Below are 15,034 nucleotides of genomic sequence, written 5' to 3' on the forward strand. Positions count from 1 at the left end.
AAGGCCATGATGCGGTGGGTGCGCACCGGATCGAACCGGCGGCGGTGAACGGGTCAGACTAGCCCAGCGCGGGGTTTCCGCCAAGGCCGGCACCGTTCCGGCATTCACGCAGGAGCGGCCGACTCAGCCTTCCGGGCAGGCGGCCGGCTGGCCGGATGCCAGCGCGCGCGCCACTCCCGCCATCTGTTCCGCCAGCTGGTCCAGCGCCTGCTGGTGGCCCTGCACCAGGGCGTCGTAGCCCGGCCCCACGGCTTCGCGGATGCGGCTGCTGCATGCCTGCGTGGCCAGCTTGCCGTCGTGGCGCCAGCGCAGTTGCCAGGCTGCCTCGATCAACGCGTGATCGCCCGGCTGCGAATCGAAGCGGCGCACGTCCAGACTCACCTGCAACAGCGGCTTGCCGCTGGGCGCCATGCCGCCCACGTCACGGCCCGGCAAGGCGCGAGTCAGGTCGGCGGCCAGCGCGCCGCGCACCTCGTCGGCCAACGGCGCGATCCAGCGCTCGCCCTCCAGCAGGGCCACGCTCTGGCCGCCCTGGCGCACGACCAGTTGCGGCCGGTCGACCTGCGCCGGCACGTTGACGGTGAGCACCTCGAACGCAATCGCGGTCGCCGACTCGGCCACCGGTGCCGCCGATCCGGGCAGCAAGGTGTAGTAGTGCAGCGGTGCCGAGGCACAGGCCGCGAGCAAGGCTGCGGCGGTGATCGCCAGCAACGCGATGGCGTGACGCATCATGGCTTGTGCTCCTGTGCCGGGGCCGGTTCCGGTGCGGGCGGCGTGGCAGGTCGGTCGTCGGGGCGGCGCCCGCGCAGCAGGGCTTCGGGATGACCGCTGAGGTAATCCGACAGCACGCGCAGCGAACGCGACATGCGCTGCACCTGCTCCAGCGTGGCGCCGAGATTGCGTTGCAGCGGCGAATCGTCCGACAGCGCCGCATCGGCGGTGCCCATGGTTTTCTGCACGCCGTGCAAGGTCTCGGTGAAGGCCGGCAAGGTCTTGCCGTTGACCTGCTTCAAGGTGGTGTCGAGCCCGGCCAGCACCTGGTCGACATGCTTGCCGATGCTGTCGAACGGCACCTTGTCGAGCTTGTCGACGATCTCCGCCAGTTGCTCCTGCAGTTTGTCGAAACTGCCCGGCGCGGTGGGGATGGTGAGCGGCTTGGCGGCCGGGTCGAAGTCGACCTTGGTGGCGTGCGGCACGAAATCCAGCGCCACGTACAGCTGCCCGGTGAGCAGGTTGCCGGTGCGCGCCTGTGCGCGTAGCCCGTGCGCGATCAACCCGCCCATCATGCGCGCCAGGTCCGGAGCATGGCCGTTGGCCCTGGCCATCGCTTCCAGCTTGTCGTAGGCGGCGCCGAGGCGCTCAGGGTAGACCACCGCGCCCACCAGCACCGGGAATTTCTGCGTCTTCTCGTCGTAGTCCAGGCGCACCGAGACGACCTTGCCGATGTTGATGCCGAGGAACTCCACCGGCGCATCCACCGCGAGCCCGCGCACCGACTGTTCGAAGCGCATGCGCAGGTAGTGCGGCTCGCCGTCGGGCGGCGCCATCGCGGTGGTGCGGTCGCCGAACAGTTTGAAGCTGGTGTCCTCCGGTGCCGGCGTGCTGTCGTGGGGACCGGGCGGGTCCTGGAAGGCCACGCCGCCGGCCAGCACCGCGGCCATCGACTGGGTGTTGAGCTTCAGCCCGTTCGCGCCGAGCGAGAGATCCACCCCGCTGGCATTCCAGAAGCGGCTGGAGCGGCTGACGAAACGGTCGTTCGGGCCGTCGATGAAGACGTGCAGCGACACGCCCTTGCCGTCCTTGTCCAGCGTGTACGAGGCCACCCGCCCGACCTGGATGCGCCGGTAATAGACCGGCGAGCCGACATCCAGCGAGCCGAGGTCCTCGCTGTGCAGGACGAAGCTGCGGCCCAGCTCGCCGTGGCGCACCGCCGGCGGCGCTTCCAGGCCATCGAAGTGCTCCTGCTGCTCGTCCGACTCGCCCACGTCGGCGCCGATGAAGGCGCCGGAAAACAGCGTGTCGATGCCGGACACGCCGCCCAGCCCGATGCGCGGGCGCACTACCCAGTAGCGCGTGCCCTTGGTGGCGAAACCCTCGGCGCTCTTCTCCAGCGCCACCGACACCAGCACGTGGCTGCGGTCGGGGCTGAGCCGGATCTTCTTGACCCGCCCGATCACCACGTTCTTGTATTTGACCGGCGTCTTGCCGGCGTCCAGCCCCTCGGCGCTCTGCAGGCTGATCACGACCTGCGGCCCGGTCTGCAGCCAGTTGTGGATCACCAGCGAAAGCCCCACCAGCGCCGCCAGCGCGGGCACCAGCCAGATCAGCGACTCCTTGAAGCGGCGCTGCTCCACCACCGGCCGCGGCAGGGCGTCGGGCGCGGGCGGACCGGGTTCGACGCGGGTGTCTTCAGTCATCGGTGTTCCTGCCATCCCAGATCAAGCGCGGATCGAAACTCATCGAGGCGAGCATGGTCAGCACCACGGTCAGCCCGAAGAAAATGACGCCGGGCAGCGGCTCGACCCGACTCAGCACGTTGAAGCGCACCAGCGCCGTCAGCAGCGCCACCACGAACACGTCCAGCATCGACCAGTAGCCGATGAACTCCACCAGCCGATACAGCCTGGCCCGCTGCGGTCGCGCCCAGTCGCTGCCACGCTGGCTGCTCACCAGCAGCATGCCCAGCGAGAGAAACTTCAGCATCGGCACCACGATGCTGGCCAGGAAAACGATGATCGCCAGGTCCACCGAGCCATTCGTCCACAATTCGACCACGCCGCTGATGATGGTGTTGTCGTCGACGTCGTTGAGGCTGGCCGTGCGCATGATCGGCAGCACGTTGGCCGGAATGTACAGGATGAAACCGGCGATCAGCAGCGCCCAGGTGCGCGCGTAGCTGTTGGTCTTGCGCCGGCGCAACGTGGAACCGCAGCGCGGGCAGGCCATCGCGTCGCCCACGCCGTCGCCGTCGAGCTTCGCGTTGCCGGCCACGTTGCGGCACACCAGCCCGCACATGCGGCAGCCGATCAGGCCCAGGTCGACGGCACGAGGCAGCGCGCTCACGGCTTCGGCTCCGGCGTCTGCTCCCACAGCTGGCGCATGTCCACGCCGGCGAAAATGGTGATCAGCAACGTCAACGCGCCATAGGCGTAGATGCCCGGGTCGGCCACCACCTCGAAGTAGGTGTGCGCCTTGACGATCGCCACCAGCGCACCCAGCACGAACACTTCGCTCATCGTCCACGGGCCGATCCGGTGCAGGGCCACCATCAGCGGGGCAAAGCCGGGCGCACGCCGGCCCATGCGGGCGAACCACAGCAGCCAGCCCATCACCATCATCTTCGTCATCGGGAAAAAGAACAGCGTGCCCGCCGCCAATACGGCGACCACCTGGGCGCCCTGCTCCCACATCGTGACGATCATGCCCCACAGCGTGGTGGCGCTGAACTGGCCGTTCAGGCCGAGCGTGAAGATCGGCCAGATGTTGGCCTGCACGAACACGATCATGGCGGTGAGGATCAGCGCCAGCAGCGCATTGACCGACAGCGCGCGATGGCGATCCAGCTCCGCGCCGCAACGCACGCAGCGGGCGACCTCGCCCCGCGCGAGCGGACGCCGCCGATAGACGGTGTCGCAGTGTTCGCAGATCAGCAGCGCATCGGACGAACGCGCATGCAGGCAATCGGTGTTTCGTACGGCGGTGGCCATCGGGGGATTCTCGCAAATCTTTCGTGAATGCGCGCGCGAGCGCAGGCCGCGCGTCCGCTGCTTGATATGCTGGGCATCGCCCTGATCTGGGCATCCACAACCCGCCGCCGGAGCTTTCCGTGACCGATACCACCCGCGCCAGCCACGTCTTCGACATCGACCAGCAGACCTTCGAGACCGAGGTGCTGCAAGCGTCGATGGACACGCCGATCCTGGTCGACTTCTGGGCCGCATGGTGCGAACCGTGCAAATCGCTGGGGCCGATCCTGGAAAAGCTGGCCGCCGAGTTCAACGGCGCGTTCCGGCTCGGCAAGGTCGATGTCGACGCGCAGCAGGAGCTGGCGGGGATGTTCGGCATCAAGAGCATCCCCACGGTGATGCTGGTCAGCCAGGGCCAGGTCGTCGACGGCTTCGCCGGCGCACTGCCCGAGCGCCAGCTGCGCGAGTTCCTCGGCCGCCACGTGCAGGCCCTCGAAGGCGACGAGGGCGACATCGCCGACGACGACGCTCCCGCCGAAACGCCCGAGGCGGCGATCAACCGCATCCAGCAGGCGATCGCCGCCGAGCCGGCCAAGGCCGAGCTCAAGCTCGACCTGGCGCTGGCGCTGATGCGTGCAGGCCAGGCCGATGCCGCCAGCGCCGAACTCGACGCCCTGCCCGCCAACCTCGCCACCGACGCGCGCGCCCAGCGCCTGCGCAGCGAACTGGAACTGGCCCGCGCCGCCGCGGCCGCCCCTGCAGCAGACACATTGCAACAGCGCATCGAGGCCAACCCGGAAGATTGGGAAGCACGCGACCTGCTCGGCCTGCGCCTGCTGCAGGAAGGCGACGCCGAAGCCGGCCTCGACCAGTTTCTCGCCATCCTGCAAAAGGCCCGCGACTGGAACGACGGCCAGGCGAAGAAGCGCCTGCTCGCTGCCTTCGCCACGCTGGACGACGCCGAGCTGGTCGGGCGTTACCGGCGACGAATGGCCTCGATGCTGTTCTGAGGCCGATCATCCCCTCGCAGGAGCCCGCTTGCGGGCGATGCCTTTAAGCTTTTTTGCGAATTCCGAATCCCGGCGCAAGCGCATCGCCCGCGAGCGTGCTCCTGCGTGTTCATCGGGGTGCGCACCCGTTCCATACCGTTACGTATGTTCGGGTAGGATGTTTCTTTTCTCATTCCATCGCCCTCATGCGCGCCTCCACTTTTCGCCGGCTGTTCAACCTGTGGCCGCCGGCCCTCGTCAACGCGATTCGCGTGCAATCACTCAGCGAGGACTACACCGAAGCGACGGTGGTGTTGCGGCTGCGGCCGTGGAACCGCAACTACGTCAAGAGCCAGTTCGGCGGCAACCTGTTCGCCATGGTCGACCCGTTCTGGATGCTGCTGGCGATGCACCAGCTCGGCAGCGACTACTTCGTGTGGGACAAGGCCGGCACGATCGACTTCGTGGCGCCGGGCTACGAGGACGTCTACGCACACTTCAAACTCGACCCCGCCGTGGTCGATGAACTGCGCGTCGCCGCGGCCGGCGGCGAAAAAGTGCTGCGCTGGTTCGAGACCGAAGTGACCACCGCCTCCGGCAAGGTCATCGCCATCGTGCGCAAGCAGCTCTACGTTCGCCTCAAGCCCAAAGCACGCTGATCGCGCACGGCGGATGGGCATCCTCATGCCCGCGGAAGCGGCTGGCATGTGAATGTGGCCGGGGTCGACACCGGTGCGGACGCAAGTTCCTGCGTTTCCAAAATGCGATCTCCGACTGCTATAAATAAGCGATCGCGTGGCCGCCATCCGGACGGTCGCGTCCAGGGGGGGGGGAATCAGAGATGGATATTCGGTGCAAGGTTGCGGCCCTGTTGCTGGTCTGTGCGGGCGTGGTCCATGCTGCGCCAGTGTCGTTTGCCGATCTGGCGAGACATCCCGAGTACACGGAGGTGAAGATTTCTCCGGACGGGCAGTACCTGGCGGCAATGGGCCTGGTCAAGGGGCAGCGCTCGCTGGCACTGATCCACCTGTCCGACATGAAGGGGCACGTGGTGCGCCCGCGCGAGGGAGACGACGTCATCGACTTCTGGTGGGCTTCGCCCACCCACGTGGTGTACAGCGTCGGCGAGCACGTGGGTGGGTACGACGTGCCGCTGTCCACCGGCGAACTGTTCGGCGTCGAGGCCGATGGCGGCAATCCGCTGCTGCTGTACGGCTACCGCAAGGGCGGCAGTTCGGTGAGGTGGCTGACGCAGCGCAACGACGGCAAGTACGGCACGGCGACGTTCATCGCGCCGATTCCCGGCGATCCCAACCACGCGCTGGTCTCGATCAGCTCCTGGTCCGGCTCGGGCAACGAGGGCGAGCTGTCCCGGGCGGTGCGGATGGACCTGCGCAGCGGCGACATCGCGCCCATCATCAACGCCCCCGGTCGCGACATGACGTTCGTGGCCGACCACCAGGGCCGCATCCGCTTTGCCGCCGGACTCGACGCCAACGGCAACCCGAAGGTGTACACCCACCCGGTGGATGCGGACGGCTGGAAGGAGCTGCCGGAGTTCGAGGCCAGCCGCTCCTTTCCGTGGGCGTTCGACGCGGACGACAGCCATGCCTACTTCAGCTGCTCGCCGAAGGCGGGCGGCTTCGGGGTGTGTCGCTGGGACCCGGCCACCGGCAAGCTGACCGAGCTGTGGAGCAACCCGACGGTCGAGGCGAACGCGCTGATCTTCGGTCCGGCCGACGACCAGATCATCGGCGTCGGTTTCGAGGATGGGCGGCCAGGCGTGGCGCTGTTCGATGGCAACGCGCCGGCAGCGAAGACGGCGGTGGGGTTGATGCAGCACTTCCCTGGCGAATACGCGCGCATCGTTTCCGGCACCCGCGACGGCGCCCTCTGCATCCTGTACGTGTCCGCGGACAGCGACCCGGGCCACTTCTACCTGTTCGACCGCAAGGCCGGCAAGCTCACCTCCTTGCTGGCCACGGAACGCTGGATCGACCCCGTCCGGATGGCGACCAAGCAGCCGTTCGCGTTCTCCGCCCGCGACGGGTTGAAGTTGCAGGGTTACGCCAGCTTCCCGCCGGGGCTCGAAACCGCCCGGCACCTGCCGATGGTGGTGCTGGTCCACGGTGGCCCCTACGGCGTGCGCGACGATTGGGACTTCGACCCCTACGTGCAGATGCTGGCCACCCGCGGCTACCTGGTGTTGCAGGTGAACTATCGCGGCTCCGGCGGTTACGGCTACGCCTTCGAGAAGGCGGGCTGGCTCGAATGGGGCGGCAAGATGCAGGACGACGTCACCGACGCCACCCGCTGGGCGATCGCGCAGGGCCTCGCCGATCCGAACCGCATCTGCATCTTCGGCGGCAGCTACGGCGGCTACGCGGCGCTGGAGGGCGCAGTGAAGGAGCCCGACCTGTACAAGTGCACCATCGGCTACGTGGGCGTGTATGACCTCGCCCTGATGTACCGGCGCGGCGACATACCGCAGTCCACCTCCGGCGAGAACTACCTGCAGCGCGTGCTGGGCACGGACATGGACACGCTGGCGCGGCGCTCGCCGATCAACCAGCTGGACCGACTCAAGGCCAGGGTCATGCTGGTGGTTGGCGGCAAGGACAAGCGCGTGCCGTCGATCCAGGGCCGCAGCCTGCACACGGCCCTGCTCGACCGCCACGTGGCGCACGCCTGGATCGACCAGCCCGACGAGGGCCACGGCTTCTACGACGAGAAGAACGTGGCCGAGCTGTACCAGCAGATCGTGCAGTTCGTCGGCTCCAGCATCGGCCCGGGCGCCCCGACGGCGGTTGCCGCACCCACCAAGTGACCCAAGCCGGCCCGGCCGCCCGCCGCCATGGCGGCGGCCGACCGCGGCCGGCTCGGCCAGCTGATAACCACCCCGACACGGCCCGGGCAAGCGCGCCCGCGTTCTGGCACAGTGCAACGATCCGTTGCCACGTTGCGAAGGGGAGCCATGGCCATGCCCGCTTGTTGTCGAATCCCGTTGCTTGCCCTGCTGGCGTTGGCCAGTTGTGCAGCCACCGCCGCCACCGAGCCGAACGGCTCGATCACCTACGCGCGTGACCCGGCGCAACCGGTCGACCAGGCGTACACGGCGCAGATCCTGAAGGACACCACCGATCCCTCGTTCAACTCGCCGCTGACCGACTACCTGCCCGCCTCGGCTACCGTGCCGACGCCGCTGAAGGTGCTCGGCCACATCGCCGGCGCGCCGAATTACCTGCCCTACTCCACCGACGTCTACCGCTACTTCCGGGCGCTGGCGGCGGCCAGCCCGCGGGTGAAGGTGTTCACCATCGGCCAAAGCGAGGAGGGCCGCCCGATGATCGCGGTCGCCGTGGCCGATGAAGATCTGCTGGCCGGCCTGGATGCCAACAACGCACGCCTGGCCAAGCTGGCCGACCCGCGCACGATCGGCATGGACGATGCTGCCGCCGACACGCTGATCGCCCAGTCCACCCCGGTCTACTACATCACCGGCGCCATCCACTCCACCGAAACCGGCTCGCCCACCGCGCTGATGGAACTGGCCTACCGGCTGGCGGTGGACGACGCGCCCTACATCAAGCACATCCGCTCGCACGTGATCACCCTGATCACGCCGATCGTCGAGGTGGACGGCCGCGACCGCCAGGTGGACCGCTACAACTGGCACCGCGCCCATCCCGGCCGGAACTATCCGCGCCTGCTGTACTGGGGCCATTACGTGGCGCACGACAACAACCGCGACGCGATGGCGATGACGTTGAACCTCACCCGCAACGTCGCCGACACCTTCATCGGCTGGCACGCGCAGGTGTTGCACGACCTGCACGAGTCGGTGCCTTTCCTCTACGACAACACCGTCGGCGACGGCCCGTACAACGCCTGGATCGATCCCATCCTCACCGGCGAGTGGCAGCAGTTGGGCTGGGACAACGTGCAACAGATGACCAAGCTCGGCATGCCCGGCGTGTTCACCCACGGCAGCTTCGACACCTGGAGCCCGGGCTACCTGATGTTCATCGCCGCCATGCACAACGGCATCAGCCGGCTCTACGAGACCTTCGGCAACGACGGTGCCGACACCGTCAAGCGCATCCTGGAACCGGAGGAGTACCAGCGCACCTGGTACAAGCCGAACCCGCCGCTGCCGGTGGTGACCTGGTCGCAGCGCAACAACAACAATTACCAGCAGACCGGCCTGCTCACCGCGCTGAAGTATTTTTCCGACAACGGTCAGCTGTTCCTGAAGAACTACTACCTGAAGAGCAAGCGCTCGATCGAGAAACCGCAGAACGCCGGCCCGGCCGCCTACGTGTTTCCCGCCGACGACGCGCGCCCCGGCTCGCAGGCGCAGTTGCTGCGCATCCTGCAGCGCCAGCACGTGGAACTGAGCCGCAGCACGGCGCCGATCAAGGTCAGCCTGCCGGCGGCGAAGGACGATGAGGGCAAGGAGCAGCCGGCGCGCACGCGCCGTTTCCCCGCCGGCAGCATCGTCGTGCGCATGGATCAGCCCTACTCGCGCATCGCCGACACCCTGCTCGACCGCCAGTACTGGTCGCCGAAGGACCCGCAGCAGCACCCCTATGACGACACCGCCTGGTCGATGGGCGACCTGTTCGACGTGGAAGTGGTGCGCGTCACCGACAGCTCCATCCTGAAAGCGCCGATGCGCAAGCTCGACGCGGCGGTGGACGTGCCGGCGGGGCTTGCCGCGATCGACCTGCCGCACGCGAAACTTCCGCGCATCGCGGTGATGCACACCTGGCTCAGCACGCAGACCGAAGGCTGGTGGCGCATGGCGCTGGACCAGTTGCAGGTGAAGTACGACTACATCAGCACCCAGGACGTGGCGAAGCTCGGCGACCTGCGCGCGAAGTACGACGTGATCCTGTTCGGTCCGATCGGCGGTGCCAGCAGCCGCCGCATCATCGACGGCCTGCCGATGTGGGGCGAGCCGATGCCATGGAAGACCACCGAACTGACGCCGAACATCGGCCGCATCGACAGCACCGACGACATCCGCCCCGGCCTGGGCGAATCCGGCGTCGCCAATCTGAAGCGCTTCGTGCACGAGGGCGGCCTGCTGATCACCGCCGAGGACACCGCGCGCTTCGCGATCGACGTGGGCCTGGCGCCGGGCGTCTCGGTCACCCCGACCGACAAGCTCAAGGTGGTCGGCAGCGTGCTGCAGGCGCAGTTCGTCGACCGCAAGAGCCCGATCGCCGCCAGCTACACGCGCGACGACCTGGCGATCTACAGCGCCGAAGGGCAATCGTTCAAGATCTCCAACCTGGTCACCGGCGACCACGGCCTGCCGACGGCGAAGGATTTCCAGCGCGCAACCGGCCGCGGTGGCCCGCACGACACCGACACACCCGAGGGACGCGCCGCCGTCGAACCCGAGGCGCTGCCCGACGTCAAGCCATGGCAGGCCACGCCGCTCAACGCGGAGCAGCTGCGCAACAACCCCTGGGTGATCCCGGCCGACCAGCAGCCGCAGGTGATCCTGCGCTTCGCCGCCGCCGACAAGCTGCTGATCGCCGGCCTGCTCGACCACGGCAGCGAAATGGCCGAGCGCGCCGCCGTGGTCGATGCGCGCTACGGCAAGGGCCACGTGCTGCTGTTCGCCAGCAATCCGATGTGGCGCGGCGAAACCATCGGCAGCTACCCGCTGGTGCTCAATGCCATCGTCCATTTCGACAAGCTGGATCGACCGACGGGGCGTTGAACGAGCGCCTGTGCGGGGGGCGCGTCACGGTTGGTTTTTTGCCGGGACTCGGCAAGAGTCGGCGGGCGGTGCCCGCCCTACAACGGCGAAGCGGAAGGTAGGGCGGGCAATGCCCGCCGGTTTCTTGTATTGACGAGACGCAACTATTGGCGCTTGGCCGGCGGCGCCATCATCCTGTCGCGCCTGGCCTTGAACGGGCTGTCGGCGTACCACGCCGGCCACACGCCGGCGTGGCTCAGGTATTGGCCCAATTCGTACAGCGCCTGGGTGTCTTCGAGGATGCCCGAGTAATCCCAGGCCGGATCGAATACATCATTCGGCGTGTGGTAACGATGCGCGGTGTAATCCTCGGCGGCCTTGCGACCGGCCGCCTCGCCGCCGTCCAGCAGGTCGAGGCCGGAGCTGGCCAGCATGGCCGGCACCCCGGCGCGGGCGAAGTTGAAATGGTCGGAGCGGAAGTAGAAACCGTTCTCCGGCGTGGTCTCGGGCGAGATCACCCTGCCCTGGGCCTTCAGCACGTCGGCCAGCATGTCCTCCAACTGCGACTGGCCCTTGCCGATCACGGTCATGTCGTGGGCGCGGCCGATGATCGGCAACGCGTCCACGGCGATGTCGGCCACGGTGCGGTTGAGCGCAAACACCGGTTGCGCCGCGTAGTACTGCGAGCCGAGCAGGCCCGATTCCTCCAGCGTGGGCATGAAGAACAAGATGCTGCGCTCGGGCGGCGTGCGCTGCTGCGCGAACGCGCCGGCGATTTCCAGCAGCATGCTCAGGCCGGTGCCGTTGTCGATCGCGCCGCCGTACACCTTGTGGCCGGGCCGCGAAGGGTCGGTGCCCAGGTGATCCCAGTGCGCGGTATAGACCACCACCTCGTCGGGCTTGTAGTCGCCGGGGATCATGGCCAGCACGTTCTTCGATTCGAAGTGGTCGATCTTGTTCCTGAGGCTGATCGAGGCGGTCGCGCCGAGCGGCACCGGCTTGAAGCCCGGTTTCGCGGCTGCCGCCGCGAGCGCGTCGAAATCCTTGCCGGCGGCGGCGAACAGGCGCGTGGCGGCGGCATGGGTGAGCCACCCGGCTACCGGCAGGCGCGGCGCGGGATCGACACTCGACGGCAGGCTCAACTGCGGGCCGCGGTTGCCGTTCTGCAACACGCTGAATGGGTAACCCGCCGCCGCGTCGCTGGTGTGCACGATGAAACACGCCGCCGCGCCCTGCAGCGCAGCCTCGGCATACTTGTAGGTCCAGCGGCCGTAATAGGTCATGGCGCGGCCGTTGAACAATGTCGGATCGCCACTGGCAAAGCCCGGATCGTTGACCAGCACGATCACCGTCTTGCCCTTCACGTCCACACCGGCGTAATCGTTCCAGTGCCAGTTCGGCGCATCCGCGCCGTAGCCGAGGAACACCACCGGCGAATCCTTCAGGTCGACCTGCGCTTTTCCTTGCAGGGTCTGCACCACCATGTCCTGCTGGTTGGCGAAACTGGCGTGCTGCGCGCCGGCGGCGATCTGCAGCTTCACCTTGTCATTGAGCAGCAGGGTGCTCTCCGCCGGCACGGTCTGGAACCATGAACCGTGGTTGCCGGGCTGCAAGCCCATGCGCTTGAACTCGCCGACCAGGAAATCCAGCGTGCGTTGCGCACCCACCGTGCCGGGCTTGCGCCCGCCGAAGTCGTCGGAACTGAGCGTCTTCTCGTAGCGGGCAAAATCGGTCGCGTTGATCGACGGCGCCAGCGTGGCAGGCTCGGTGGCAGGGTCATCGGCCATGGCCGATGACGGCAGCACCGCCAGTGCCAGGGCAAACAACAGGAACGAACTCATCGCGCGCATCGGAAAATCCCCGGCCGGAACGAATGCCTGTTGTAACCCGCACTCGTCCCGCTGTCCACGCCGGCCGGCGCGGATGTCCTGCCGCGAGGCTGAGCTAGACCAGGCTCAATTGCACATGGCGGCTGCTGGACAGGTTGACCCGGTTGCGGCCTTCGCGCTTGGCCGCGTACAACGCGTCATCGGCATCGGTCATCAACTGGCGCAATTCATAGCCCGAGTTGGCGACCGTTGCCACGCCGAAGCTGGCCGAGACTGCCACGTTCGGCACGTCCTCGCCAAGGGAGACCGAGGCAATCGCCAGGCGGATCTGCTCGACGCGTGCAACCGCCTGGTCCAGCCCGCATTCGGGCAGCAGCACGCCGAACTCCTCGCCACCGAGGCGGCCGAACAGGTCAGTGGAGCGCAGATGCGCCTGGCAGGCAGCCACCGCGCGCCGGAGCACGCGGTCACCCACCGCATGGCCATGGGTGTCGTTGACCTGCTTGAAGTGATCCAGGTCCAGCAGCACCAGGCAGGCCACCCGGTCGGACTTGCGGCAGTACTGCAGCAGCCGCTCCGCCTCGCCGACGAAATGCTGCCGGTTGAAAATGCCGGTAAGCCCGTCGCGCCGCGCCAGTTTCATGAACTTGAGCTGCGAGCGCTTGATGCGATAGGTGATGAAGCCGATGGAACACAGCAGCAACACCAGCAGGATGATCCACAGCCGCCCCGCCTCCATCGCCTTCTTACCGAGCGCCTGCTGCAATTGGAGGATCTTGTTCTGTTTGGCCAGGGCGTCGATCTGCAGCTTCTTCGCCAGCACCTGCTGCTTGACGGTCTGGTAGGCGAGAGACTTGGCGCTCACGGTGTTCAGATAACCCTTGTCGGCTGCCATATATTTTTCGTGGTAATCGAGGGCTGCCGCGAAATTGCCGCGCTGCCTTTCGATCTGGTACAGCACTTGATAGGCCTGAGTCCGCGGCTCGGTATATTCGTTCTTGATGGCTGTCGCCGCCGCGGCAAGCGCAGCCTGCTCGGCACGATCGACGTCGCCCGTCTGCCAGTAGGCTTGCGCGAGGACCACGTTGACCTCGGAGATCAGCCTTGGATAGTGGGTGTCGCGGGCCGAGCCCAGATTGACCTGCAACAGCTTGATTGCCTGATGGGGCCGTCCATGCTTGATTTCATCGCTGGCGAGAAAGGACCGGATGAAGCCCGAAAAAATCGGTTCCTTGGCACCAACGCAGCCGCTGATGGCCTGGGCCACTTTTGGGTCGCCGGTCGGGAACTTCCCGCTCGTGTGCAACGCGAGGATCGTCGCATAGTCCGCCCGACAGGCGTTGTCCTCACTGGGACTTTCATCCCGCATCTGCGCGGCATAACTGAGCGCGAGATCGTATTGGCCTGCCTCGGTATACAACAGGGAAGCTACGCCCAGGGCTTGTTGCCGGGCTCTACGCTCCGTGACCGTAGGAAGAAGATCGAGCAGTTGACTGAGCCTGGTGAAGGCCTCTTCATAACGGGCCGACAACGTCAACACGTTGATCTGGGTGGAAATCGCGCGCAACTGCAACGTCGGATCCGAACTGTGCTCGATCACGTCATTGAGCAGCCGTACCGAAGCCTTGCTGTCTCCACGGTAAGCGAGCTGGAACGCGTTGAGATAGCGCACGCGCATCTGCTGGTCGGGAGACAGCGTGATCGCGTCGCTGTTCAGTTTCTGCAACACCACCGAGAATTCGGCGAAGTTCGAAGTCTCCAGGCCCTGCGCCTGCCTGAGCAGTTCTTCGGCGTTCGCATCCGGGGACGGCTGGGCCACGGCCACAGCCATCCACAGGGATGTCAGCAGGACAAACCCCGACAGGGATACCCGACGGATGTTCCCCCCACGCATCGGCTATCTGGCAAACGTCACGCGGGAAAGAGGGTCCCGCGAGGGAATCCCGGACTCCTCGCGCGAAGGCGCTTCGTCCTCACCCTCCCCTTCCTCTTCCTCGTCCTGCTTGCCGGGCATCAGGGCGCAATAGATCTTGCTGTCGCCGAGCAGCGACTCGATCAGCGCCGAATCCTTCGCGAGGATCGCGGCAGCCAGCTGCGGGTCAATCTGGGCAACTTCCAAGGCCCCCTCCATATCCTTGGTCGAGGCATGACGCAGTTTCCCGTCTCGTCCCATCCTTTCAAGAAAATCGATCACGTTGGACATCGATAACCTCCGCTGCTGGTCTTTGACTTGCTCGCCAAGTTGATCGGTGGACCGACCACTGACGCTCCCCCACATCCCGCTCCCCGCCCCTCACAACCATGTCCAGCAGGAAACTGGCGCGCTTTACCAGATTTTCTGCTGCCGAATGGCCGGCAACGATGCGTGCGTACACTTCGACGAGCAGCTGCTCTTCAAACAGATGGTCCACCAACGCCATCAGTGCGCCCCTCCCCACCCCTGCCCTGCGACCCAAGGGCAACAACATCACGCCAACTTCGACCCGCATGTTTGCCGGATCATAATGTGAGGAGCCGCAAATACCCATAGCTTCCCGGCTGGATTTTTCCTCGATGACGAAAAAGCGGTCGGTCACGACCGTCTTTCCCCGGCGACAGAGGGTCGCACGGAACCTCTCCACTGCCTCCGCCGGAGTCCACGGCGCACCGACGAAACGCATGGTCTCGGGATCGGTATAGAGCGTATGAAACAGAGCTTCGTCGCTCTGCATCATCGGCCGAAGCCGCACGCTCCTGGCCTTGCGTGAAAACGATTTCAACAGCATCTCCCTGAAGCGGCTGCGCACGGGGCGCCAAAGCCGGGTTTGTGATTGCGCT

General features: G+C 66.5%; 12 protein-coding genes. 4 read left to right on the forward strand and 8 right to left on the reverse strand.

The features are described from left to right. Positions 1–123: 123 nt before the first annotated feature. Genes ACVCL9_RS07290 through ACVCL9_RS07305 form a run of 4 tightly spaced genes read right to left on the reverse strand, consistent with a single transcriptional unit; the run spans position 124 to position 3,707 of the window. Positions 124–732, reverse strand: a complete 609-nt coding sequence (locus ACVCL9_RS07290; protein ID WP_447098601.1) for a PqiC family protein — start codon at positions 730–732, stop codon at positions 124–126. Beyond that, complete coding sequence (locus tag ACVCL9_RS07295) at positions 729–2,417, reverse strand: PqiB family protein (RefSeq protein WP_447098600.1); 1,689 nt, start codon at positions 2,415–2,417, stop codon at positions 729–731. Before ACVCL9_RS07295 ends, ACVCL9_RS07290 begins: the two co-directional genes overlap by 4 nt. Next, positions 2,410–3,063, reverse strand: a complete 654-nt coding sequence (locus ACVCL9_RS07300; RefSeq protein WP_395119275.1) for a paraquat-inducible protein A — start codon at positions 3,061–3,063, stop codon at positions 2,410–2,412. The genes ACVCL9_RS07295 and ACVCL9_RS07300 overlap by 8 nt, the downstream gene beginning before the upstream one ends. Continuing rightward, positions 3,060–3,707, reverse strand: a complete 648-nt coding sequence (locus ACVCL9_RS07305) for a paraquat-inducible protein A (RefSeq protein WP_395119276.1) — start codon at positions 3,705–3,707, stop codon at positions 3,060–3,062. Before ACVCL9_RS07305 ends, ACVCL9_RS07300 begins: the two co-directional genes overlap by 4 nt. 119 nt (positions 3,708–3,826) lie before the next feature. On the opposite strand from ACVCL9_RS07305, the gene trxA reads away from it, so the two are divergent. The 4 genes from trxA to ACVCL9_RS07325 all read left to right on the forward strand — a co-directional run bounded on the left by trxA (position 3,827) and on the right by ACVCL9_RS07325 (position 10,409). Then, complete coding sequence (gene trxA / locus ACVCL9_RS07310) at positions 3,827–4,696, forward strand: thioredoxin (protein WP_447098599.1); 870 nt, start codon at positions 3,827–3,829, stop codon at positions 4,694–4,696. Positions 4,697–4,881: 185 nt separating this feature from the next. Beyond that, positions 4,882–5,334 carry a DUF4442 domain-containing protein gene (locus ACVCL9_RS07315; RefSeq protein ID WP_395119278.1) on the forward strand — a complete coding sequence of 151 codons (453 nt, stop codon included), beginning with the start codon at positions 4,882–4,884 and terminating at the stop codon, positions 5,332–5,334. 290 nt (positions 5,335–5,624) lie between these two features. Further along, positions 5,625–7,502, forward strand: a complete 1,878-nt coding sequence (locus ACVCL9_RS07320; RefSeq protein WP_447098598.1) for a prolyl oligopeptidase family serine peptidase — start codon at positions 5,625–5,627, stop codon at positions 7,500–7,502. Positions 7,503–7,649: 147 nt separating this feature from the next. Beyond that, positions 7,650–10,409, forward strand: coding sequence for a M14 family zinc carboxypeptidase (locus ACVCL9_RS07325; protein ID WP_447098597.1), 2,760 nt, complete (start codon positions 7,650–7,652; stop codon positions 10,407–10,409). Positions 10,410–10,552: 143 nt separating this feature from the next. Here the strand turns inward: ACVCL9_RS07325 and ACVCL9_RS07330 are convergent, their stop codons facing one another. The 4 genes from ACVCL9_RS07330 to ACVCL9_RS07345 form a co-directional block, all read right to left on the reverse strand. Further along, positions 10,553–12,238: a M28 family peptidase gene (locus tag ACVCL9_RS07330; RefSeq protein ID WP_447098596.1), complete on the reverse strand. Its 1,686-nt coding sequence runs from the start codon at positions 12,236–12,238 to the stop codon at positions 10,553–10,555. A gap of 94 nt (positions 12,239–12,332) precedes the next feature. Beyond that, positions 12,333–14,036: a GGDEF domain-containing protein gene (locus ACVCL9_RS07335; protein WP_447098595.1), complete on the reverse strand. Its 1,704-nt coding sequence runs from the start codon at positions 14,034–14,036 to the stop codon at positions 12,333–12,335. A gap of 78 nt (positions 14,037–14,114) precedes the next feature. Beyond that, positions 14,115–14,420, reverse strand: coding sequence for a hypothetical protein (locus tag ACVCL9_RS07340; RefSeq protein ID WP_447098594.1), 306 nt, complete (start codon positions 14,418–14,420; stop codon positions 14,115–14,117). Then, entirely contained in the window at positions 14,395–14,976 is a 582-nt protein-coding gene (locus ACVCL9_RS07345; RefSeq protein ID WP_447098593.1) for a GNAT family N-acetyltransferase, read from the reverse strand. Before ACVCL9_RS07345 ends, ACVCL9_RS07340 begins: the two co-directional genes overlap by 26 nt. Between the last annotated feature and the right edge of the window lie 58 nt (positions 14,977–15,034).

This window comes from Rhodanobacter sp. UC4438_H5, from assembly GCF_052978405.1.

Excerpts from the sequence above, each read along its gene's own strand:
- ACVCL9_RS07290 (WP_447098601.1), bottom strand. The coding sequence starts at position 732 with ATGATGCGTCACGCCATCGCGTTGCTGGCGATCACCGCCGCAGCCTTG.
- ACVCL9_RS07295 (WP_447098600.1), bottom strand. The coding sequence starts at position 2,417 with ATGACTGAAGACACCCGCGTCGAACCCGGTCCGCCCGCGCCCGACGCC.
- ACVCL9_RS07305 (WP_395119276.1), bottom strand. The coding sequence starts at position 3,707 with ATGGCCACCGCCGTACGAAACACCGATTGCCTGCATGCGCGTTCGTCC.
- ACVCL9_RS07315 (WP_395119278.1), top strand. The coding sequence starts at position 4,882 with ATGCGCGCCTCCACTTTTCGCCGGCTGTTCAACCTGTGGCCGCCGGCC.
- ACVCL9_RS07325 (WP_447098597.1), top strand. The coding sequence starts at position 7,650 with ATGGCCATGCCCGCTTGTTGTCGAATCCCGTTGCTTGCCCTGCTGGCG.
- ACVCL9_RS07330 (WP_447098596.1), bottom strand. The coding sequence starts at position 12,238 with ATGCGCGCGATGAGTTCGTTCCTGTTGTTTGCCCTGGCACTGGCGGTG.
- ACVCL9_RS07340 (WP_447098594.1), bottom strand. The coding sequence starts at position 14,420 with ATGTCCAACGTGATCGATTTTCTTGAAAGGATGGGACGAGACGGGAAA.